Genomic DNA, 19143 nt, shown 5'->3' with positions numbered 1-19143 from the left:
ACTGACACTACCTGTCAGTGACCCCGCCTTAGGTTCGGCGGCATGAACGATTTCGACTTCTTCGCCGGCAGCTGGAACGTCGCCAACCGCAAGCTCGTGAAGGTGCTCAGCGGCAGCGACGAATGGGACGAGTTCCCCGGTTACTCGGTGGCCAGCCGGCACTTCGACGGGGCGGCCAGCTTCGACGAGGTCACGTTCCCGACCAAGGGGTTCAGCGGGCTGACCGTACGCGTGTTCAACCACGAGACGCGGCAGTGGTCCATCTACTGGGCCAGCAGTTCGAGGGGCGTGCTCGACACCAGGCCCATGGTGGGGGCGTTCGAGGGCAACCGGGGCGAGTTCCACGGCGAGGAGACCCATGAGGGCGGGCCGGTACGGTGCCGGTTCATCTGGACGGTGAACGGCCCGGACGCGGCCCGCTGGGAGCAGGCTTTCTCGGCGGACGGCGGGCAGACGTGGGAGACGAACTGGACGATGGACTTCAGCCGGGCGTGAGTCCGATCTCCGTCTGGAGCGCGCGCGGGCCGGCGTCGGCGCTGGCGCGTCCCCACAGGAACGCCACGGCGACGGCCGCGATCAGCAGCACGAGCGCGCCGGCCACGACCGCCCACCACCAGGCGGACCTTGGCGGCTCGGCCTCGTAGAGCGGCACGTCGGGCAGCATGTCCGGCGTGTACGGGAGCCGCCGCGTGGACGGCGGCTCCTGTGGCCTCTGCGCGGGACCCTGCCGTTGAGGCGGCGGGGTGCCCGGGCGGGGAGGCTGGGTCGGGCGGGGGTAGCGGTGCCTGATCGTCTCCAGGGGATCCTGTCCCTGGGGGTCAGGCTGCTCTCGAGTCATCGGAACCTCCGTGGATACTCCGGCCTTCAGGCCGGAGAGGAAACGGACCCCTTGCGGAGCAGGGCAAGGACAGGCGGAACGCCGTCAAGCGGTTACCGTGGCGCATCGGTTTGCCCTTCTTCTCTTCGGCGGTAGGCGTAGCCGTCGCTGCGTTGCAGCAGTCGGACGTGGCGGTGGCCGATGCCCTGGATGGTGCCGAGAGCGGTGGTGATGTTGAATCGGCCGGTGACGCGGACCGCGACCCGGCCGGTGTGGACCCCGGCGTTCGCTGGCGGTGTGGACGGGCAAGCCTGTGGCGGTGAGCTCGCGCCACAGCGCCCAGCGGGTGGCGTTGACCGCCGCCGTATCACGCAAGGGCGCCTTCGCGGCGGCGAGGATGCGGGCCAGGACCGCGGGGCGGCCGACGAGGAACTCCTGCACCGGAAGGTTGTTCTTGTCCTGGTTGCAGCGCATGCACGCCAGCGTCAGGTTGCTGATCCGATCCGAGCCGCCTCGGGACCGGGGATGGATGTGGTCGATGGTCAGCGGCACCCCGGTGGCGCCACAGTAGACGCAACGGCGGCCCCACTTGCCCAGCAGGTACTCGCGGACCTCGTAGCCGGCCAGGGTGCCCTGCTGATATTCCACCCCGCTCAAGGGGCGGCCCGCGCTCATGGCGTGGACGTCGAAGGCGACGCGCTCGATGTGCACGGCCCGTAGCGGCGCCCACCGGGCCAGCCGACCCACCCACGACATGGTGATTTCGACCCGGTGCCGGAGCGAGGGGGCCAGCCAGCCTTTCGGCCGGGCCCGGTTGGCGAACCGGGGTGCCCGGTAGCGCAGATTCGCCGAGCGACGCCGCCGCCGGTAGTTCGCGCGCTTTGCCATCCTGTCGCGGATCTGCTCGCCTCGGTGGTCGAGTTGGAGGGCGAACATGCCCATGCGGGTGCCGTCGTCGTTGCCGAAGGCCGCGATGCCGGTGTGTTTGCTACCCGGGTCGATCCCTGCCTCTACGCCGGGCACCCGGCAGATGGTGGCTTCACGATCCTTCAACCGGATGACCAGCGGGGTATGCCGGTGGATCACCGCCCGCCCGCAGGCGAGCAGCTTGCGCGCCATCGCGGGCCGGGTGGGTTGAAGCGGTTGTCCGTGTTTGTCCAGGACGAACACGCGCGGTTGATGGTGGTGTGCGGCGGGAATGCCGCGGCCTCCCTCGGCCCTCGCGGGGGCCTTGGGGTGACGCCCGCCGCGTGGTGCGCTGCGGCGGGTCTCCCCTCGCCCATGTTCCACGCCGGATGCTCCGTCGCCAGAGCGTCGGCGTCCCGTTTCGTCCCTGCTCCCAGGGGTGTTTGCGGACACTGATTCCAGTGTGTGCCGCTGAGGAAGCACGGCACGGTGGGTCTTCTCACCTACGTGAAACGTAGCCATCAAGGATGCACCTCCTTGTGTGGTGATGGCTCGGGCTGGTCACACAAGTGGGGGCTCACTCGCCTACGACGGGCAAGCCCCGGCCTTCAGTTCAGGCCGGGGAGCGTGTGACGGTCTCCTCAGGAACGGCTGCGGAGGTTCGGAGCTTGCCCAGCCATTGTCACACTTGGCCGGCGGATCCGTCCCGTGACTCGTCAGCCCTGGGCCCCGCCGTAGGGCTGCTGCGGCGGCGTCTGCCAGCCGGGCTGCTGCTGGTACGGCTGCTGCTGCCAGTTCGCGGGGGGCTGCTGCCAGCCGGGCCCCTGAGGCCCCGGAGGCCCCTGCGGCGGCTGGGCGGGCTGGCTCGGCTTCCGGCGGGCGACCACGGCCCAGATCAGCAGGCCCGTGCCGCTCGCGTGGAGGACCAGGGAGATCAGGGGCGTGATCAAGAGGGTCGGGCCGCTTCCGAGGGAACTGATCATCGACGGGAACAGGACGTAGGCCGTGAAGGCGTTGAACGCCACTCCCACCAGAAGCAGGATGCACCCGAACATGCCGATCAAGGCGGCAGAACCGTGATTGCGCCTGCCCATCGCGGTCACGGCGATGCCGGCGAGCAGCAGGACGGCCCATACGCCATAGTTGAGGATGCCGCCGATCACGGACTGGATCATCAAGGAACTCCGATCGGGGGTAGAAAAGCGGACTCGTTGACGTTACGGGGATTCGCGGAGGTCTTCCACTGCCCTGCTGATCGAAGTCAGGTCCAGCGGGCCCTGGTAGCGCACGCCGTTCAGGAAGAGTGTGGGGGTGCCGCGCACCCCGCTGTCCCTGCCGGACTCCTGGTGGCGGGCGATCCGCGCGGTGTGGTCCGACACGTCCGCCCAGGGGCTGACGTCCAGCTCGGCGGCGTAGTGCTCGAGGTCGGCGTCGGTGAGGAAGCGCTGGTTGTCGAAGAGGATGTCGTGCATCTCCCAGAACCTCCCCCGGTCTGCGGCCGCCTCGGACACGATCGCGGCGGCCGTGGCCCGCGGGTGCAGCGTCGGCAGCGGGTAATGCCGGAAAACCAGCCGCATATCGGGATTCTTCGTACGGAGCTCCTCCAGGATCGGGTGGAGCCGCCCGCAGTACGGGCACTCGAAGTCCCCGTACTCCACGATCGTCACCGCGGCGTCCGCGGGTCCCCGCACATGATCCCTGGGCCCGACCGGCACGGTGAGCCTGTCGGGCAGCTCCTCGGTGGGCTCGGCCTCGGGCGGCGCGCACACCCCGCCCCGGTCCCACGCCAGCCGGAAGATCACCCAGCCCATCGCGGCGGACAGCAGCGAGCCCGCCAGAATGCCGATCTTGGCCTGGGTGCGGATGACCGGATCGTCGGCGAAGGCCAGGTCCACGATGAACAGCGCCACCGTGAACCCGATCCCGGAGACGGCCGCGCCACCCAGCACCTGCCCCCACACCAGGTTCCCCGGCAGGATCCCCCACTTGAACCGCAGCGGTATCCACGTGCCGAGGGAGATCCCGGCGAACTTGCCCAGCACCAGGCCGAGCGCCACGCCGATGGAGACGGGTGAGGTGACAGCGGCCCGCAGGCTCTCGCCGTCGAGCGGCACCCCGGCGTTGGCCAGGGCGAAGACCGGCACGATCACGTAGCTGCTCCACGGATGCAGCCGCAGCTGGAGCCGCTCGTTGACGGAGACGGCGCGCTGGACCCGCCGCGCGGCCTCCCTGGCGGCCTGCGCGCTCGGCTCGCTGGTGAACTCCTGCACGGCCTCGCCGGCGAGCAGCAGCTTGTGGTCGGTGGGCGCGTAGACGAAGACCAGGATGCCCAGGGCGATGCCGACCAGCGTCGGGTGGATCCCGCTTTCGAGGGTGGCCACCCAGAGCGCGAACCCCAGCACGATGTAGGCGGGCGCCCGCCAGATCTTCAGCCACCGCAGGGTCACGATGGCCGCGAGCAGCAGGGCGGCGGTGATGAGCGCGGGGACGGCGATGCTGGCCGTGTAGAAGATCGCGATGATCATGATCGCCAGCACGTCGTCCACGATGGCCAGCGTCAGCAGGAACGCCCGGAGCGGATCGGGGCAGCGGGCGCCCACGACGGCCAGCACACCCAGCACGAACGCCGTGTCGGTGGCGATCGGCACGCCCCACCCGCCCGCGCCGGGGCCGCCGGCGTTGAGCAGAAGGTAGATGCCGGCCGGGACCAGCATCCCGCCGAACGCCGCGACCGCGGGCACGGCGATGAGCCGCCGGTCCCTGAGCTGCCCGAGCCGCACCTCGTACGAGACCTCGAGCCCGATGAGGAAGAAGAAGACGGTCATGAGGCCGTCGTTGACCCAGTGCCGCAGGTCCAGCGAGAACGCGGCGTCCCCGAAGGAGATCCCCATCCGCGTGTGCCAGAACGCGTCGTAGGTGCCGCCCCACGGCGAGTTGGCCCAGAGCAGGGCGAGGACCGTGGCGATCAGCAGCACGCTCGTGCTGCCTGCCTCGGTCCTCAGGAACGCCCGCAACATCTCAGATCTCCCCCCGAAGACCCAGCGGAGGCATCCGATCCTATGGGCTCCGGAAGAACAGATAAAACGCCGCATCCCGGGCAAGCAGGAACCCGACGATGGCCAGCCCCCAGCTCAGGGCCGACGCCGCGTGCTTGCTCATCCAGGCTCGCAGGCGCTCCAGCTTCGGCTCCAGCCAGGCTCCCGCGACGCCGCGCAGCGCCATGAGCACCAGCGGCGGCAGGATCATGACGAGCACGTACGCGGCCAGCACCGGCAGCCACTGCCCGGCGGGCAGCTCCGAGGTGGTCATGATGCCGATGGCGGCGAGGTAGGGCACCATCGTGGCCACTTCCAGCGCCCCGGCGGTCAGCCCCAGCAGCACCATCACCCGGGGCCCGCCCACCCGCGGCTCGAAGCGCCGCTCCGGCTTGCCCAGCTTCGCGCGCCGCTTGGGATCGAACCGGAAGCTCAGCACGAACAGCCCGACCCCGAGCACGAGCTGCACCCAGTACGCGGGACCGCTGCGCAGCACGTCACCGAAGCGCTCCATCGCCGTGGACAGCCCCAGCATGAGCGCGACCCCCACCAGGAAGTAGAACGCCGCCAGGGTGGCGAGGTAGATCGGCAGCCCCGCTCGTTCTGTGCCCGTCTTGGGGGCCAGCAGCAGGTAGATGGGGATGCCGAGAGTGCCGAAGCTGGTGCTGTCGACGAGCGCCAGGGCGGCGAGGGTGGCCAGCAGTCCGATCGTCATGCCACGATCATGCTGCCCGCGGGCCGGTGCCCGCCTCCTCCGCCGGGCTGAACCCGGCGTACACACTTCTTCGCACCCCGGCATGGGACGACGGGAATCTTTGCAGGTGGTTTGGGGTTGTTAGAAGGGATTGACTGACCAAACAGGCCAGCCTCGCAAACGCCGTTGGCGGAGGTTCTCATGAAGGCATGGTCACGCTGGCAGGACTGGGTAACCCTGGTCGCCGGCCTCTACGCGGCACTCTCCCCGTTCTGGACCCCAAGCGCCTCGGGCGCCGGGCTGTCCCTGATCGTGCTGGGTGTCCTCATCGCGCTCACCTCGCTCGCGTCGCTCGCCAGGCCGGGCCTGGTCGCGACCGAGTGGCTGAACACGCTATGGGGCGTGCTCATGTTCGCCGCCCCCTGGGTCATGACCTACACCCAGGAGCGCGGCGCGTCCTGGACGTCCTGGATCGTGGGCGTCGTCACGGTGGTGCTCAGCCTGACCGCGGTGCCCGCCAGCCGGGCGGCACACCGCCGCGTCATCCCGCACTAGCAGGCACGCAACGAAGAGGCCGGGCCACGAAGGGGCCCGGCCTTTCACGTGCTCAGGTCACAGGTTGCGCAGGTACGCCAGGGACGGCGCGAAGAAGTACTCGCCGCCCTTCATCGTCACCGTCTGAACCACCTGAGCCTGTGGGGTGGACATCTCCGGCTTGCCCCAGACCTTGGGGAACGTCACCTTGATGTCCCGCTCGCCCTGCCCGATGACCGGATCGTGGCCGGTCGCCGGGTTGAGGAAGTCGGGATTGTTCGCCCACGACTGCTGGGTGAACTCGAACTGGCTGAGCAGGCTCCCGTTGAACGCCATGAACAGCAGCCCCACCTCACCGCTCGGCCGGGTCTCCGGCGGGGAGTCGTCCCACGGCTCGTCGGTGCGCTCCCCGTACGTCTGCCCGCGCCGGGCCATGAGCACCTCGCGCCCGAACGAGCGCGGGTTGGTCTTCCTGATGTGCCCGCTGAACGGGCACTTGGCGCCCTCGTCGTCGCCGTCGAAGGTGAAGTCGTTGCTGACCGGCCCGCCGCCCGCCTTCGGCTTGCTGGTCACGGGGGTGCCGTCCCTGAACCGGCCGACGAGCATCGCGCCCGCCCGGTCGCGATCGGCGTCGGCCAGGCCGAGGCTGCCCGCCAGGTCCCGCTCGACCTCCTTGAACGCCCGCACGTTCTGCTCCAGCTTCCTGAACACCAGATAGCTGCCGTGGTGCCGGATGGGGTTCGGCGCGAACGGGTCGGGCACGAGGACGTTGCCGAGCGGGAACGCCGGGTTCCAGTGCTTCTTCGGCTCCTTGTCCACCTCGTCCTTCACGAACAGCGGCTGGCTGCGGCCGTCCACGTACCCGAAGTGCTCGATGCCGTCGCCGGCGGGGTTGCGCATGCCCTGCCCGGTCTCCTCGCCGAGCAGCCGCGCGCTCTCCGGCAGTGCGCCGAGGATCTCCTCGCGCAGCGCCGCCACCGGCTCCGGCTCCGCGTCGCCGATCAGGATGACGGCGTGGATCTCCCGCTGGTACGTGCGCTCCCACTCCTCCACCGGCGGGTCGTTGACCTCCGCGATGCGCCGCTTCATGCCGTCGCGGAAGACTTTGTCGCCGAACTTGCGTACCTCCTCGACCGAGTGGCCGAGGTCGCGGTATCCGGCCTTGCTGATGCCGATGCCCACGTACGGCGTGCCGCGGCGGCCCTTCACGCCGAAGTCGCGCACCTCCTCCAGGTGCTTGCGCGCCGACTTCATCTTGGTGGTCGCGACGTGCCGCAGGAACGCCCTCCCCTCCTTGACGTCGTTGAACCTGACGAACAGCACGGACAGGTGCTCGCGCACGTGTGCGCGCAGGATGTTCGGCTGGAGATTGTCGAGCATCGCCTTGGTGTCCGCGTCGAGCGTGGCCGAATCCCAGGCCAGAGGTCGTGCGTTGTTCAGGTCGACAGGCATTGCCGAGTCCCTTTCCCCGTTTCGATGTGAAATCGGGCCCCCTGGCGCGCCGCACGAGGGAATGTTTCTCGGTGAATCCCCCGTATATTCAAACGCGCCCCATCTGTACGACTCGCGAGAACGCGAGAAAGTTTCCCCAAAAGGGACCGGTTGGATTTCCCGATTCAGGGTGATCTACTGCGGACGTGGTATCCGCGCCACCTCCCCGGGGACGATTACGCAGCTACCGCCCGATGCGAACGTGGACACCATGGACGCACTCCGCAGGGCTCTGGGCTGGCTGTCGCTGCTCTACGCGCTGATCTTCTTCTGTTTCGCGCTGATGCACGCCGGGATCGCGTTCGGCCCGGTGGCCGAGCCGGTGATCGTGCCGGCCGCGATCGTGGAGACGCTGTGCGCGGGGGCCATGCTCGCCGGGGCGTACGGCGTGCTGACCGGGCGGGCCTGGGCGTGGGACGGGCTGATCTACAGTCACGCGGCCGCGCTGGCCGGGGTGCTGCTGGGGATCCTGGCGCTGGCGCTCGGGGCGGGCCCGGCGAGCGCGCTGCTCAGCTGGTATCACAGCGCGATGGCGGCCGTGCTCGCCGGCGGGCTGGCGGGATCCTTCTACGTCTCCAGGGTCCGCAGGTAGTCGGCGGCCTCGTCGATGTGGTCCTCGGTGAAGACGCGGATGCCGTTCAGCTCCAGCAGGGCCGTCGTGACGCCCTGCCCCGGGCTGCGCCGGCCCGTGAACGTGCCGTCGTAGACCGACAGCGCGCCGCACGACGGGCTGCCCTCCTTCAGCACCGCCAGCCGGATGCCGGACGACCGCGCCGCCGCGAGCGCCGACTCGGCGCCCGCCAGGAACTCGGCCGTGACGTCCGACCCGTCGCTCGCCAGCACGCGGGTGGCGCCGGACAGGACGGCCGCGCCGCCCGCGCCGCCCTCGATCTCGGCGGCCGGGCGCGGGATCGGCAGCCCGCCCGCCACCTCCGGGCAGTGCGGCACCAGCCGGCCCTCCTCGCGCCACGTGGCCAGCCGGGCGTCCGCGCTGGTCTTGGCGCGGCCGTCGAAGCGCACCCGGCGGCCCATCAGGCAGGCACTGACGAGGATCCTCTCCATGCTTTCGATCCTATGAGCGCTATCGGCACCAGCGAGACGGCCGCCAGCGCGATCGCGACGCCGAACGCGTACACGAAGGGCCGCTCCACGCCGGTCCTCGCGAACACCTCCAGCAGCACGGCGAGCACCGCGACGCCGAACGGCCGGACGCGGCCTCAACTGGGTCCTCGACGGCATCGAGCGGGCGCTCCCCGGGAGGTAGACCGCCACCCCCTGGGGATAGCCTTGGCCCCGATGAACACCGTCGTCTCCACGATCGTCATCGTCGCCTCGCTGCTGCTCATGCTGGCGAGCCTGGTCGTCGCGATCCGCAACCGGCCGATGGGCATGGTCCTGCTGGTCGGGTTCGCCGTGCTCGAGGTGGCGATCCTCGTCCAGGCGGGCTTCCTTATCGCGGCGGTGGCCGGGGGCGAAGGGCCTGATGAGAAGGTCACGCTGTTCGGCTATGTCGCCGGGCAGGTGGTGATCCCGCCCGCCGGGGTGTTCCTGGCGCTGGCCGAGCGGAGCAGGTGGGGGTCGGCGATCCTGGTCGTGGCCGGGTTCGCGATCGCGGTGATGACGGGCCGGCTGCTGCAGATCTGGCAGGGGGGCGCGTGACCGCCTCCATCAGCACCGGTCCCGGCCGTGCCCTGATCGCGGTCTACGGGCTGTTCTCGCTGGCCGCCGGGTCCCGAGCGGCCGTCCAGATCGTGAGCAAGTTCGACGAGGCGCCCGTGGCGTACTCGCTGTCGGCCTTCGCGGCCGCCGTCTACATCGCGCTCACCGTGGCGCTCTGGCGCGGGGCCCGCCTCTTCGCCCTGGTGGGGCTGGTCATCGAGCTGGTGGGCGTGCTGGTCATCGGCACGCTGAGCCTGCTCGACCCGGCCGCCTTCCCCGACGAGACGGTCTGGTCGGCGTACGGCAAGGGCTACGCCTTCATCCCGCTCGTGCTCCCCGTAGTGGGCCTCTACTGGGTCCTGCGGCGCAGGCGTTAGCCCGCGGAGTGCTCGGGCAGTGGAACCTGCCATGAGTACGATCGAACATTCAGTGGACGTCGAGGTCCCCGTCAGGGTGGCCTACAACCAGTGGACGCAGTTCGAGAGCTTCCCCGAATTCATGGAGGGCGTGGAGTCGGTCAAGCAGATCGGGGACACGCGTACGGCCTGGGTGGCGGAGATCGCCGGGGTCAGGCGGGAGTTCGAGGCCGAGATCACGGAGCAGCACCCGGACGAGCGGGTCGCCTGGCGTTCCCTCGACAAACCGCATCACGCGGGCGTGGTGACATTCCATCGCCTCGACGACTCGAGGACCCGCGTCACGCTGCAGATGGAGTACGACCCGGAGGGCTTCGTGGAGACGGCGGGGGACTGGCTGCAGCTCGTCCGCCTGCGCGTGGTCAACGACGTGGAACGCTTCAAGCAGTTCATCGAGTCACGCGGCCGCGAGACCGGCGGCTGGCGCGGCGACGTCCCGGGCCCGCACCAGCGCGGCTCGACGTACGACGACTCCACCCAGCCGACTCCACCCGGCGGGCCGGGCGGCGGCCAGGACGTGCCGCCCGGCACCGTGGGCGGCGGGAACCACCGGCCCGGTGGCACCCTCCCACCGCCCGGCCCGGTCCCGCCCCGCGCCGAGCCTCCGGAGGGCTCCGGCCCGGTCCTGTGACCTGACCCGACGGCCGGCCGGGACGGTTCCCCGCCACCCCGGCCGCGCCACTTCCCCCTCCGTCACGCCATAGGACATCAATCCCCAACAGACCGGACGGCCAGGAATAAACGGCTATTACGGTCCTGTTAACATGGCAATTCGTCCTATGACTTGATGAGTGGAGGATCGGCCCCACATGAGCGTGCTCGCCCAGGAGGCTCGCCGCAGCAACACCGGACCTCTCGCCTGGCTCCTCGTGCTGGGGATCGTCCTCGCCGCGCTCAACCTCCGCACCGCCGTAACCAGCGTGGGACCCCTCCTCGACCAGCTGGCGGGCGCGCTGGGCATGTCGAGCGTCGGCACCGGCCTGCTCACCACCCTCCCCGTGCTCGCCTTCGCCAGCGTCGGCGCGATCACGCCCACCCTGGCCAGGCGCGTCGGCGAGCACCGCCTGCTGCTGCTCGCCCTCGTCACTCTGGGCGCCGGCATGCTGGTCAGGTCGCTGGTGGGCTCGGCCCCGGTGTTCCTGGTGAGCAGCGCCGTCGCGCTCTCCGGTGGCGCGGTCGGAAACGTGCTCATCCCCACGCTGATCAAGCGCCACTTCCCGGCCCGTACCGGGATCATGACCACCGTCTACACCACGGCCCTGGCGGCGGGCACCATGCTGGCCGCCGCCGCGACCGTGCCCATCGAGCGCGCGTCAGGCGACTGGCACATCGCGCTCGGCGTGTGGGCGGCCCTGGCCGCCGTCGCCGCCATTCCGTGGCTTGCGCTGCTGCGCAGTGAGCCGGAGCGGGACACGGGCGGCCGGGACGCGGGCATCCGCAGCCTCCTCAGGAGCAGGCTGGCGTGGATGGTCGCGATCTACTTCGGCACGCAGTCGCTGATCGCGTACGTCATGTTCGGCTGGCTCGCCACCATCCTCACCGACAGCGGGTTCAGCACCTCGCAGGCCGGGGTGATCCTCGGCGTGTTCACCGCGCTGAACATCCCCGTCTCGATCGTCGTCCCCATGATCGCCTCCCGCTTCGGCGACCAGCGCCCGGTCGTGGCCGGGCTGGTCGCGTTCTACGCGGCCGGGTTCCTCGGGCTGTGGCTCGGGCCCGCCGACCTGGCGCTGGCCTGGGTGGTGCTCATCGCCGTGGGCATGGGGTCGTTCCCGCTGGCGCTGGTGATGCTGGCCCTGCGCACCCGTACGCCCGAGGCCACGGCCGCGCTGTCGGCGTTCGGGCAGAGCGCGGGCTACCTGATCGCCGGCGCCGGTCCGCTCCTCGTCGGCGTGCTGCACGACGTGACCGGCGGGTGGGCGCTGCCGTTCGCGCTGCTCTTCGTGGTGCTGCTCGCCCAGCTCCTCACCGGCCTGTACGCGGGCCGCAACCGCTACCTGGAGGACGAGCGCGTCACCCCTGCGAGGACGCACGGGTGAAAACAACGCTCGTCACCTTCCCCGACGGCCGGACCAGAGGCCGTTCCCAGATCGTCGGGGCCGTGCCGGTGGGGGACCGGCACGGTCTCGTCGTCGCCGAGACGCCGTTCCACCCCCTCAACCACGCCTGGCCCGACCAGCCCGCCGACCGGGGCACGATCGGGGGCCTGCCGGTGGTCGACTGTGTGACAGGGGCCCAGTCGAGCACCGGCGAGATCCTCGCCGGCGAGTCCATCCCGGTGCGGCGCGGCACCGAGGGCTGGCAGTGGCTGGTGGTCCACGTCACCGAGGAGCCGCTGCCCGTGGGGGCGGAAGTGGAGCTCGAGGTGGACGCCGACTTCCGGGCGGCGGTCTCGGCCGGTCACACCGTCTGCCACCTGGCCGCCCTCGCCCTGAACTCCGCCCTGGCCGACCGTTGGCGCAAGGAGACGGCGCCGGACCCGCTCGGCCGCCCCGACTTCGATCACGCGGCGATCGTCTCGTCGCGGATCGTCCCGCACGGGAGCGTGGACGTCTATCGCCTGGGCAAGTCCCTGCGCAAGAAGGGCTTCTCCGCCGACGGGGTGGACTTCGAGAAGGTGGCCCGGCAGGCGAACGAGCAGCTCGCGGCGTGGGTGGCCGCCGATGCGCCGGTCTGGCTGGACATTCCGGGGCCGGAGCTGACGGATCGCCGTACGTGGCACTGCTCGCTGCCGGACGGCGAGGCGTCCATGGCGTGCGGCGGCACCCATGTCGCGAGCACGGCCGAGCTGGGCCGGGTCGAGGTCGCGCTCATGCTGGAAGAGGCGACCCTGACCATGCGCACCACCTGCGGCCCGCAGGACCGGCGGATCTGATCATTTCTGTCAGCATATGTTGACAAGTGGATCCTTGTCAGCGCATGCTGACGTCATGGAAGTCACCGAGCTGGCCGAGGCGGCCGCCGATCGCGATCCAGGGGTGGGGCTGGCGGCCGTGGCCGCGCTCAGAACCTTGCTGGAGGAGCTGGAGGCGACGCACGTGTCGAACGCCCGCGCCCAGGGGTGGTCCTGGGAGCAGATCGCCGACGCGCTGGGGGTCCGGCGGCAGTCGGCTCATCGCAAGCATGCTCGCAGGACGGGGAGGTAGCCGCGTGTTCGCCAGGTTCACCGAGGATGCCCGCAGGGCCGTGGTCAAGGCGGGGATACTCGCGCTCGACGCGGGGCGCTCCGCGCTCGACGCCGATCTGATGCTGCTGGGGGTGGCCGAAATGCGGCCGTTCTCGCTGCGGTCCTTCACCGTCTCCGCCGCCGACGTGCGGGCGCGGGTGGACGTGGGCGACGCGCGTTCGCTGCTGGCCACGCTCGGGATCGACCTCGACGCCGTGCACCGCCGCACCAGGGCGGGTCTGGACGCGCCCGGGTTGTGGACCCTGCGGCGGTCACGGGTGCGGCCGTTGCGGGTGACCCTGTACGGGCCGCTGGGCGAGCTCCCGCTGGCCATGCACGCCAGGAAGGTGATCGAGGTGGCCATGTGGCGGCCCGGGCCCGTCACGGGGCAGTGCCTGCTGTGGGGCCTGCTCGCCGACCACACGAACGGCGCCGCCGCGATCCTCAGGGACGCGGGGGTGGATCTCTCCGCGCTGGTGCGCGAAGCCCGCATGCCTGCCCGGCGCACCGCCTGACCCGCATCCTCACACGCCTCAGACGGGCTGCAGGTGGGAGATCTTCTCGAGGCCATGAAGCTCGCCATGTTGGCAGGAGAGCGGACCGACACCAGCCACCGGCTGACGTTGTCCACGCCGGTGATGGCCCGGAGCGCGGCGCTGGCCTTGCCGCCGCCGTCGCTGACCATCGTGACCTCGCTCGCGAACAGCTCGATCAGCCCGTCGACGTCGCCGCCGGCGGCGGCGTTGACGAACCACTCGGCGATCCGCCTCCGCGCGTCCCATAGACGTACCACAGCGCCTCGGCGTGACACGAGGGCTCCGGAACTCCGATACACTTGGTGATCGCAAGGGGCTATAGCGCAGTTGGTAGCGCGCCTCCATGGCATGGAGGAGGTCTGGGGTTCGAATCCCCATAGCTCCACCCCACATGAACGCCCGGGCCTGATGCCCGGGCTTTCTGTTTCGGGTCAGCGCTCGGAGTCGTACAGAGCTGTCTCGGCGCGATCGGGCGGCTCGAAGAGGGTGGCCCACTCCTCGAGCATGGCCCGGCTCACCGGCACCGTGCCCCAGCCGCCGCTCGCGTTGCGTGCTTCCAGCCGGCGATGCAGCTCCTCCAGCGGGGCACCGAGATAGCGCAGCTCGACGGCCGCGCCCAGGGCGCGGGCGGCCAGTCGCAGCTCGTCGCGTTCGGCGCGCGACCAGAAGCCGTACTCCAGGATGACGGTCTGGCCGAGCCTCAGCAGCTCCCGCGCGTGCTCCCAGAGCAGTCGCTCCAGCCGGGCGCGTGCCCCCTCGTCATAGGGGTCGACGCCGAGGCCCGCGAGCCACTCGTCGGGGCACAGCCGGACAGCCGGGATCTCGGCGGCAAGGCGCTTGGCGTGCGTCGTCTTGCCCGAGCCGGGCAGGCCGCACAGCAGGATCAACCGTCCCGCACCCATGTCCGCCCCCGAATCCCGTGGCCCAATAAGCTCAATTGCAGCAACCTATGCTGAGGAGTCCCATAATTGGTGATCATCTCTCAGGAGACCACGTTCGACGAGGCCGAGCTTTACCGGCTGTACGACTCGGTGGGCTGGAAGCCCTGGACGCAGGACATCGCCAAGGTGCGCCGGAGCCTGGCGAACTCGCACCTCGTCATCGCCGCCAGGGACGAGGCAGGGCAGCTGCTCGGCCTGGCGCGCACGGTGTCCGATGACGAGATCGTCTGCTACGTGCAGGAGGTGCTGGTCGACAAGGAGCACCACGGCCAGGGGATCGGGCGGCGGCTCATGGAGCACCTGATCGAGCGGTATGCGCACTGCCGGTACTTCGTGCTGACCACCGACCACGAATCCACCCCTGAAGGGCCCGCCAACCACGCCTTCTACCGGCGGATGGGCCTGATCGAGCACCACGAGCAGGGGCTGTCCGCCTTCGGGACGAGGGTTCACAACCCCTGAGCCAGCAGGCGGCTGAGGGTTTCCGGGAGTGAGTCGCGGTTCTCCGGCGTCACGGTGATCAGGTCGGCCTCGATGCAGGCCTTCAGCGAGGGCCGGGTGCGCTGGTGGACCGTGGCCACGAGCGGGAGGTCGGCCTTGAACAGCGCCGCGCAGCGCGGCAGGAACGCGGGCGACAGCAGCTCCATGGGGCCGATCTCGTCGACGAGTGCGACCGCGCCGCGCGTGGCCAACGCCCGGTCCAGGGCCGGCAGCGCGACGCGTTCGAACTCGGCCACGTTCACGCCGTACCGCCCGATCCTCGGCCCCGACGCCCACGAGACGTGCGCCATCACCGCCTTGTCCCCGCCGAACTCCGCCACCATGAACCCCACCCGGCGCCCGTGCTCGCGTATCTCGTCGCTGAGGAACCCGCGCACCGGCACCCCCGCCGCCCCGAGCAGCGCGGCGAGGCGGCGGATGACGGTGGTCTTGCCCGCGCGGGGCGGGGCGGTGAGCAGGATATGCGGCCGGGACACAGGTCCAGGATCGCAGAGTGTCACTTGCCGAGCACGTCCAGGTAGTGCTGGTTGTACATGATGCCGAGGACGTTGCCGAACGGATCGAGCACGGACGCGGTGACGAACCCCTCGCCCCGCTTCGTGATCGGCTCGTACTCCTTGGCGCCCATGGCGAGCAGGCGCTCGAAAGCGGCCTCGATGTCGTCCACGTGCCAGTGCATGATCGCGCCTCCGGGCCGCTCCGTGGCGCCCGCCGGGGCGTAGCGGCTGTCGATGATGCCCAGCTCGTGCTGGTAGTCGCCGACGCGCCACTCGATGTAGCCGCCCGGGACCTGGTAGTACGGCTCGAGCCCGAGCAGCTCGGTGTACCAGGCCTTGGCCGCCTCGAGGTCGGCTGCGTAGAAGTTGAGGGTGGCGAATCCGCGGATCATCTGTCTGGTCCTTTCTTGCCGGTGATGTCGTTGATTCTTCCTGCCAAAGTGCTCATCAAATGAGCACTTTTCCGGGGAGAATTTCGGACCATGCGAGCCGATCGACTTGTCGCCGCCCTGCTGCTCATGCAGGCCCGTGGCCGGGTGACCGCGGCCGAGCTGGCCACGGAGCTGGAAGTGTCCGTGGCCACCGCGCGCCGCGACCTCGAAGCGCTGTCCGCCGCCGGCATCCCGGTATATCCGCAGGCCGGGCGCGGGGGCGGCTGGTCGCTGCTGGGCGGCGCCAGGACCGACCTCAGCGGGCTCACCGCGAACGAGGCCCAGACGCTGTTCCTCCTGGCGGGGCCGGCCGCGTCCGCCGCGCCCGAGGTCAAGTCCGCGCTGCGCAAGCTGCTGCGTGCCCTGCCCCAGACGTTCAGGGCCGACGCCGAGGCCGCCGCGGACGCCGTGGTGGTCGACCCCGCCCCCTGGGGCGAGCGCGATCGTGACCGCCCCAAGCTGGTGGAGGTCCTGCAGAGCGCCACCGTACGGCGCCGCAAGGTCAGGCTCGTGTACGAGGGCCGCTCCCGCGAACGCACCCACCGCCTGGTCGATCCCTGGGGCCTGGTGGACAAGGACGACGTCTGGTACCTGGTGGCCGGCACGGAGGCCGGGCAGCGCACGTTCCGGGTGGACCGGATCGCCGGGGCCGCCGTGACGGAGCTCACCTTCGAACGGCCGGAAGGGTTCGAACTGTCGCAGGCGTGGGGGCAGGTCGTGGACGAGATGGAGCGGCGGCGCTCGTTGCTCACCGCGACCGTGCTCATCGCCGAGCGGTTCCTGCCGGTGCTGCGCTCGCACTTCGGCCGCCACTGCGAGGTCGTGGCGGCCGAGCAGGACGGGCGGGTCAGGGTGCGGGTGGCGGCGCCGATGGCGTTGACGATCGCCGAGCAGCTGGCCGGGTGGGGCTCGCGGGTGGAGGTCGTGGAGCCGGATGAGGTGCGGTCCCAGCTGGCCAGGATCGGGTCCGAGCTCGTCGAGCGCTACCGCGACTAGGGAAGGGCACGGGCCGGGGGCTTTCGCAGTCCGGCCCGCGCTATGTCAGACGGTCAGTGACCGGCCTAATGCCTCGGGTAGTGCCGGCCGCCGAACGACTTGCCGACGTGGAAGCCGCCGGGCAGGCGTACGGAGACGTGACGGCGGCCGTCGGGAGTGGTGGTGACGTGGAAGCGCCGGTTGCCGAAACTGTGACTGACGCCGTGTCGCGACAGGTTGATCCGGAACGGTCCGACTTTGATGGTCTTTCGGTACTGCCAGCCCATGTCCCTCCTTCTCTCACCTTGACAACGGCCGGCGCGGCCTTCCAGTTCCGGCGAGCGCCTGCGCCAGGGCTTCGAGGGCGTGGGGATAGGCGCGTTCCGGCGGGGCGGCGTACCCGATGAGCAGGCCCTCGCGGCCTGCGCCCCGCCAGAGAGGGGAGGCGCCGCGCAGCGCGATGCCGCGCTGTTCGCACGCGGCGAGGAGCTCCTCCTCCGTGGGCCCGCCCTCGGGGAGCAGGAGGAGGGCATGCAGCCCCGCGGCCACGCCGGGCAGGGTGACACCGGGGAGTGGCTGGTCCGGGCCGGGGCCGAGCCGGGCGCGCAGGAGCTCGCGGCGGCGGCGGTAGCGGAGGCGGGCGGCGCGGATGTGGCGGTCGTAGTCGTGGGTCTCGATCATCCTGGCCAGGACGAGCTGGCCGAGCACCTCGGTGTGGGCGTCGGCGTACAGCTTGGCCTCGGTCACCGGGCCGATCAGCGAGGACGGCACCGCCATCCAGGCCAGGCGGAGTGCGGGGGAGAGGGACTCGGAGGTGGTGCCGACGTACACGACGTGCTCGGGCGCGGTGCCCTGGAAGGCGCCCACCGGCTGCCGGTCGTAGCGGAACTCCCCGTCGTAGTCGTCCTCGACGACCACCCCGCCCCACTCACGCAGCGCCCGGCGGCGGGCCGGGTGCAGGGGCACGCCCATGGGGTACTGGTGCGCGGGCGTGACGATCGCGGCCGCGGTGTCCGGGGTGAGCGTGTCCACCTGCGCGCCGAGCTCGTCCACGGGCAGCGGTACGGCCTCGCGCCCGGCCCGGCGCACCACCTCGCGGTAGAAGTCGTGCCCCGGCTCCTCCATGGCGAAAGGCCCGTCGATCACGCGGGCGAGCAGGTTGAGCGCCTGGACGAACCCCGTCGTGACGACGATCAGGTCCGGCGTGGTGATCACGCCGCGCGTCCTGCCCAGATAGCCGGCCAGGGCCGCCCGCAGCTCGATCCGGCCGCGCGGGTCGCACGGGCCGAAGACCTCGGCGGGCGCGGTGGAGAGCACGTGCCGGGTGGCCCGCAACCAGGCGCGCGCGGGGAAGGCCGACACGTCGGGCTGCCCGGGCCGCAGATCGTGCGGCGGCGCCGGGGCGGGCCCGGACGACTGCGGAAGCGACGCTGCTCTCCGCGTCACGTCGGCGACCTCGGTGGCGGAGCCCGGTCGGGTGGTCAGGTAACCCTCGGCGACGAGCTGGTCGTACGCCGCGCTCACCGTGCCGCGCGAGAGCCCCAGTTCGGCCGCCAGCGCTCGCGTCGAGGGCAGCCGCGTGCCGCGCGGCAGCCGCCCGTCCCTGACCGCCTGCCGCAGCGCCTCCTCCAGCCCGCGCCGCCGCCCGCCCGCGGCGGAGACCTCCAGATGCAGGTCCACCCCGGAACCGGCCCAACTTTTCGGCACAGGACCGGATCTTACGTATGGTCCGGTATCCCGGCCTACGGTGGGTGAGCTGGCCGAACAGGAAAGGACCACATCACATGATCGTGATCGCTCACCTGAGCGACATCCACATCGGCGCGACACCCCAGAGCGTCGGGCGCGCCACCTCCGTCATGCGCTACCTCGACGCGCTCCCTTACGATCTCGACGCCGTGCTGGTCACCGGCGACATCGCCGACCACGGGCTCGCCGAGGAGTACGAGGAGGCGCGCAAGCTGCTCGCCTCACGCCACCCGGTCCTGGTCGGCCCCGGCAACCACGACGTACGGGAGCAGTTCCGCCGCGTCCTGCTCGGCGAGCAGCGGCCGGACGACGACGGGCCGATCAACCAGGTGCTCCGCACCTCCGGGGCCGTTTACGCCATGTGCGACTCCTCCATCCCCGGCGAGGACGCGGGCCACCTGGACGACAAGACGCTCGCCTGGCTGGAGGATGTGCTCGGCGGCGCGGACCTGCCGGTGTTCGTGGCCTTCCACCACCCGCCCGCCGTCCTGCACAGCCCGCCCGCGGACTCGATCCGGCTGCACGCGCCCGAGCCGCTGGCCGAGCTGCTCGGGCGGCACCCGAACGTGCCCGCCGTGCTGGTCGGCCACGCCCACACGCCCGCCGCCACCACCTTCGCCGGGCGTCCGCTGCTGGCCGCCCCGGGCGTCGTGTCCACGCTGAAGCTGCCGTGGGAGGGCGGCACGTCGTTCGACAACTGCGTGGACTTCGACCTTCCGCCGTCGGTCGCGTTCCACGTCCTCGACGACGAGGGCCGGGTGACCACCCACTACCGCGTCGTCCAGTGAGGAAGCG

At 70.9% G+C, this 19143-nt stretch carries 26 protein-coding genes and 1 tRNA gene; 15 read left to right on the top strand and 12 right to left on the bottom strand.

Features of this window, described 5'->3' with window-relative positions; translation table 11 throughout:
- Positions 1-42 precede the first annotated feature (42 nt).
- Positions 43-495 carry a hypothetical protein gene (locus tag ABN273_RS27325; RefSeq protein WP_349451879.1) on the top strand — a complete coding sequence of 151 codons (453 nt, stop codon included), beginning with the start codon at positions 43-45 and terminating at the stop codon, positions 493-495.
- On the opposite strand, the gene ABN273_RS27320 is transcribed toward ABN273_RS27325, so the two are convergent.
- The 5 genes from ABN273_RS27320 to ABN273_RS27300 all read right to left on the bottom strand — a co-directional run bounded on the left by ABN273_RS27320 (position 482) and on the right by ABN273_RS27300 (position 5473).
- Positions 482-838 (bottom strand): hypothetical protein, encoded by a 357-nt coding sequence (locus ABN273_RS27320; RefSeq protein WP_349451878.1) that lies wholly within the window; start codon positions 836-838, stop codon positions 482-484. The genes ABN273_RS27325 and ABN273_RS27320 overlap by 14 nt on opposite strands.
- Before the next feature lie 84 nt (positions 839-922).
- Positions 923-1936, bottom strand: a complete 1014-nt coding sequence (gene iscB / locus ABN273_RS27315) for an RNA-guided endonuclease IscB (protein WP_349451877.1) — start codon at positions 1934-1936, stop codon at positions 923-925.
- 503 nt (positions 1937-2439) lie between these two features.
- Complete coding sequence (locus ABN273_RS27310) at positions 2440-2898, bottom strand: hypothetical protein (RefSeq protein ID WP_349451876.1); 459 nt, start codon at positions 2896-2898, stop codon at positions 2440-2442.
- Positions 2899-2940: 42 nt separating this feature from the next.
- Positions 2941-4740, bottom strand: a complete 1800-nt coding sequence (nhaA, locus tag ABN273_RS27305) for a Na+/H+ antiporter NhaA (RefSeq protein ID WP_349451875.1) — start codon at positions 4738-4740, stop codon at positions 2941-2943.
- Positions 4741-4780: 40 nt separating this feature from the next.
- On the bottom strand, positions 4781-5473 hold the full coding sequence (locus ABN273_RS27300; protein WP_349451874.1) for a GAP family protein: 693 nt from the start codon (positions 5471-5473) through the stop codon (positions 4781-4783).
- 180 nt (positions 5474-5653) lie between these two features.
- Here ABN273_RS27300 and ABN273_RS27295 point away from each other — a divergent pair, with 180 nt between their 5' ends.
- Positions 5654-6007, top strand: coding sequence for an SPW repeat protein (locus ABN273_RS27295; protein WP_349451873.1), 354 nt, complete (start codon positions 5654-5656; stop codon positions 6005-6007).
- Between the two features lie 57 nt (positions 6008-6064).
- On the opposite strand, the gene ABN273_RS27290 is transcribed toward ABN273_RS27295, so the two are convergent.
- Complete coding sequence (locus tag ABN273_RS27290) at positions 6065-7438, bottom strand: Dyp-type peroxidase (protein WP_349451872.1); 1374 nt, start codon at positions 7436-7438, stop codon at positions 6065-6067.
- A gap of 250 nt (positions 7439-7688) precedes the next feature.
- Here ABN273_RS27290 and ABN273_RS27285 point away from each other — a divergent pair, with 250 nt between their 5' ends.
- The gene (locus ABN273_RS27285; protein ID WP_349451871.1) at positions 7689-8069 is read left to right on the top strand and encodes a hypothetical protein; all 381 of its coding nucleotides are present in this window, start codon (positions 7689-7691) and stop codon (positions 8067-8069) included.
- On the opposite strand, the gene ABN273_RS27280 is transcribed toward ABN273_RS27285, so the two are convergent.
- A complete protein-coding gene (locus ABN273_RS27280; RefSeq protein ID WP_349451870.1) occupies positions 8045-8539 on the bottom strand; it encodes a 2-thiouracil desulfurase family protein in 495 nt (164 codons plus the stop codon). The genes ABN273_RS27285 and ABN273_RS27280 overlap by 25 nt on opposite strands.
- 234 nt (positions 8540-8773) lie before the next feature.
- Here ABN273_RS27280 and ABN273_RS27275 point away from each other — a divergent pair, with 234 nt between their 5' ends.
- The 9 genes from ABN273_RS27275 to ABN273_RS27235 all read left to right on the top strand — a co-directional run bounded on the left by ABN273_RS27275 (position 8774) and on the right by ABN273_RS27235 (position 13639).
- Positions 8774-9136, top strand: a complete 363-nt coding sequence (locus ABN273_RS27275; RefSeq protein WP_349451869.1) for a hypothetical protein — start codon at positions 8774-8776, stop codon at positions 9134-9136.
- Positions 9133-9513 carry a hypothetical protein gene (locus ABN273_RS27270; RefSeq protein ID WP_349451868.1) on the top strand — a complete coding sequence of 127 codons (381 nt, stop codon included), beginning with the start codon at positions 9133-9135 and terminating at the stop codon, positions 9511-9513. Before ABN273_RS27275 ends, ABN273_RS27270 begins: the two co-directional genes overlap by 4 nt.
- Positions 9514-9544: 31 nt before the next feature.
- Positions 9545-10183, top strand: a complete 639-nt coding sequence (locus tag ABN273_RS27265) for an SRPBCC family protein (protein WP_349451867.1) — start codon at positions 9545-9547, stop codon at positions 10181-10183.
- 178 nt (positions 10184-10361) lie between these two features.
- The gene (locus tag ABN273_RS27260; RefSeq protein WP_349451866.1) at positions 10362-11591 is read left to right on the top strand and encodes a CynX/NimT family MFS transporter; all 1230 of its coding nucleotides are present in this window, start codon (positions 10362-10364) and stop codon (positions 11589-11591) included.
- Positions 11588-12427 (top strand): alanyl-tRNA editing protein, encoded by an 840-nt coding sequence (locus tag ABN273_RS27255; RefSeq protein ID WP_349451865.1) that lies wholly within the window; start codon positions 11588-11590, stop codon positions 12425-12427. Before ABN273_RS27260 ends, ABN273_RS27255 begins: the two co-directional genes overlap by 4 nt.
- A gap of 55 nt (positions 12428-12482) precedes the next feature.
- Positions 12483-12698, top strand: a complete 216-nt coding sequence (locus ABN273_RS27250) for a helix-turn-helix domain-containing protein (protein WP_349451864.1) — start codon at positions 12483-12485, stop codon at positions 12696-12698.
- 4 nt (positions 12699-12702) lie between these two features.
- Positions 12703-13233 (top strand): Clp protease N-terminal domain-containing protein, encoded by a 531-nt coding sequence (locus ABN273_RS27245; RefSeq protein WP_349451863.1) that lies wholly within the window; start codon positions 12703-12705, stop codon positions 13231-13233.
- Between the two features lie 54 nt (positions 13234-13287).
- Complete coding sequence (locus ABN273_RS27240; RefSeq protein WP_349451862.1) at positions 13288-13560, top strand: hypothetical protein; 273 nt, start codon at positions 13288-13290, stop codon at positions 13558-13560.
- Positions 13561-13566: 6 nt separating this feature from the next.
- Positions 13567-13639 (top strand) — tRNA-Ala (locus tag ABN273_RS27235).
- Positions 13640-13685: 46 nt separating this feature from the next.
- Here ABN273_RS27235 and ABN273_RS27230 read toward each other — a convergent pair.
- Complete coding sequence (locus tag ABN273_RS27230; RefSeq protein ID WP_349451861.1) at positions 13686-14156, bottom strand: P-loop nucleotide/nucleoside kinase family protein; 471 nt, start codon at positions 14154-14156, stop codon at positions 13686-13688.
- 69 nt (positions 14157-14225) lie between these two features.
- Here ABN273_RS27230 and ABN273_RS27225 point away from each other — a divergent pair, with 69 nt between their 5' ends.
- The gene (locus tag ABN273_RS27225; protein WP_349451860.1) at positions 14226-14657 is read left to right on the top strand and encodes a GNAT family N-acetyltransferase; all 432 of its coding nucleotides are present in this window, start codon (positions 14226-14228) and stop codon (positions 14655-14657) included.
- Here the strand turns inward: ABN273_RS27225 and ABN273_RS27220 are convergent.
- A complete protein-coding gene (locus ABN273_RS27220) occupies positions 14645-15172 on the bottom strand; it encodes a nucleoside-triphosphatase (protein WP_349451859.1) in 528 nt (175 codons plus the stop codon). The genes ABN273_RS27225 and ABN273_RS27220 overlap by 13 nt on opposite strands.
- Before the next feature lie 20 nt (positions 15173-15192).
- A complete protein-coding gene (locus ABN273_RS27215; RefSeq protein WP_349451858.1) occupies positions 15193-15585 on the bottom strand; it encodes a VOC family protein in 393 nt (130 codons plus the stop codon).
- A 90-nt stretch (positions 15586-15675) separates the two neighbouring features.
- On the opposite strand from ABN273_RS27215, the gene ABN273_RS27210 reads away from it, so the two are divergent.
- A complete protein-coding gene (locus tag ABN273_RS27210) occupies positions 15676-16620 on the top strand; it encodes a helix-turn-helix transcriptional regulator (protein WP_349451857.1) in 945 nt (314 codons plus the stop codon).
- A 65-nt stretch (positions 16621-16685) separates the two neighbouring features.
- On the opposite strand, the gene ABN273_RS27205 is transcribed toward ABN273_RS27210, so the two are convergent.
- Both ABN273_RS27205 and pdxR read right to left on the bottom strand, forming a co-directional pair.
- Positions 16686-16886: a DUF4236 domain-containing protein gene (locus ABN273_RS27205; protein WP_349451856.1), complete on the bottom strand. Its 201-nt coding sequence runs from the start codon at positions 16884-16886 to the stop codon at positions 16686-16688.
- A 13-nt stretch (positions 16887-16899) separates the two neighbouring features.
- Complete coding sequence (gene pdxR, locus ABN273_RS27200) at positions 16900-18306, bottom strand: MocR-like pyridoxine biosynthesis transcription factor PdxR (RefSeq protein WP_349451855.1); 1407 nt, start codon at positions 18304-18306, stop codon at positions 16900-16902.
- A gap of 77 nt (positions 18307-18383) precedes the next feature.
- On the opposite strand from pdxR, the gene ABN273_RS27195 reads away from it, so the two are divergent.
- Positions 18384-19136: a metallophosphoesterase gene (locus tag ABN273_RS27195; RefSeq protein WP_349451854.1), complete on the top strand. Its 753-nt coding sequence runs from the start codon at positions 18384-18386 to the stop codon at positions 19134-19136.
- Positions 19137-19143: the final 7 nt, after the last annotated feature.

Source organism: Nonomuraea sp. B19D2 (genome assembly GCF_040137845.1).
Classification (GTDB): domain Bacteria; phylum Actinomycetota; class Actinomycetes; order Streptosporangiales; family Streptosporangiaceae; genus Nonomuraea.
The sequence above is the reverse complement of the archived record's forward strand: the minus strand, read 5'-3'. Positions and strand labels throughout refer to the sequence as shown.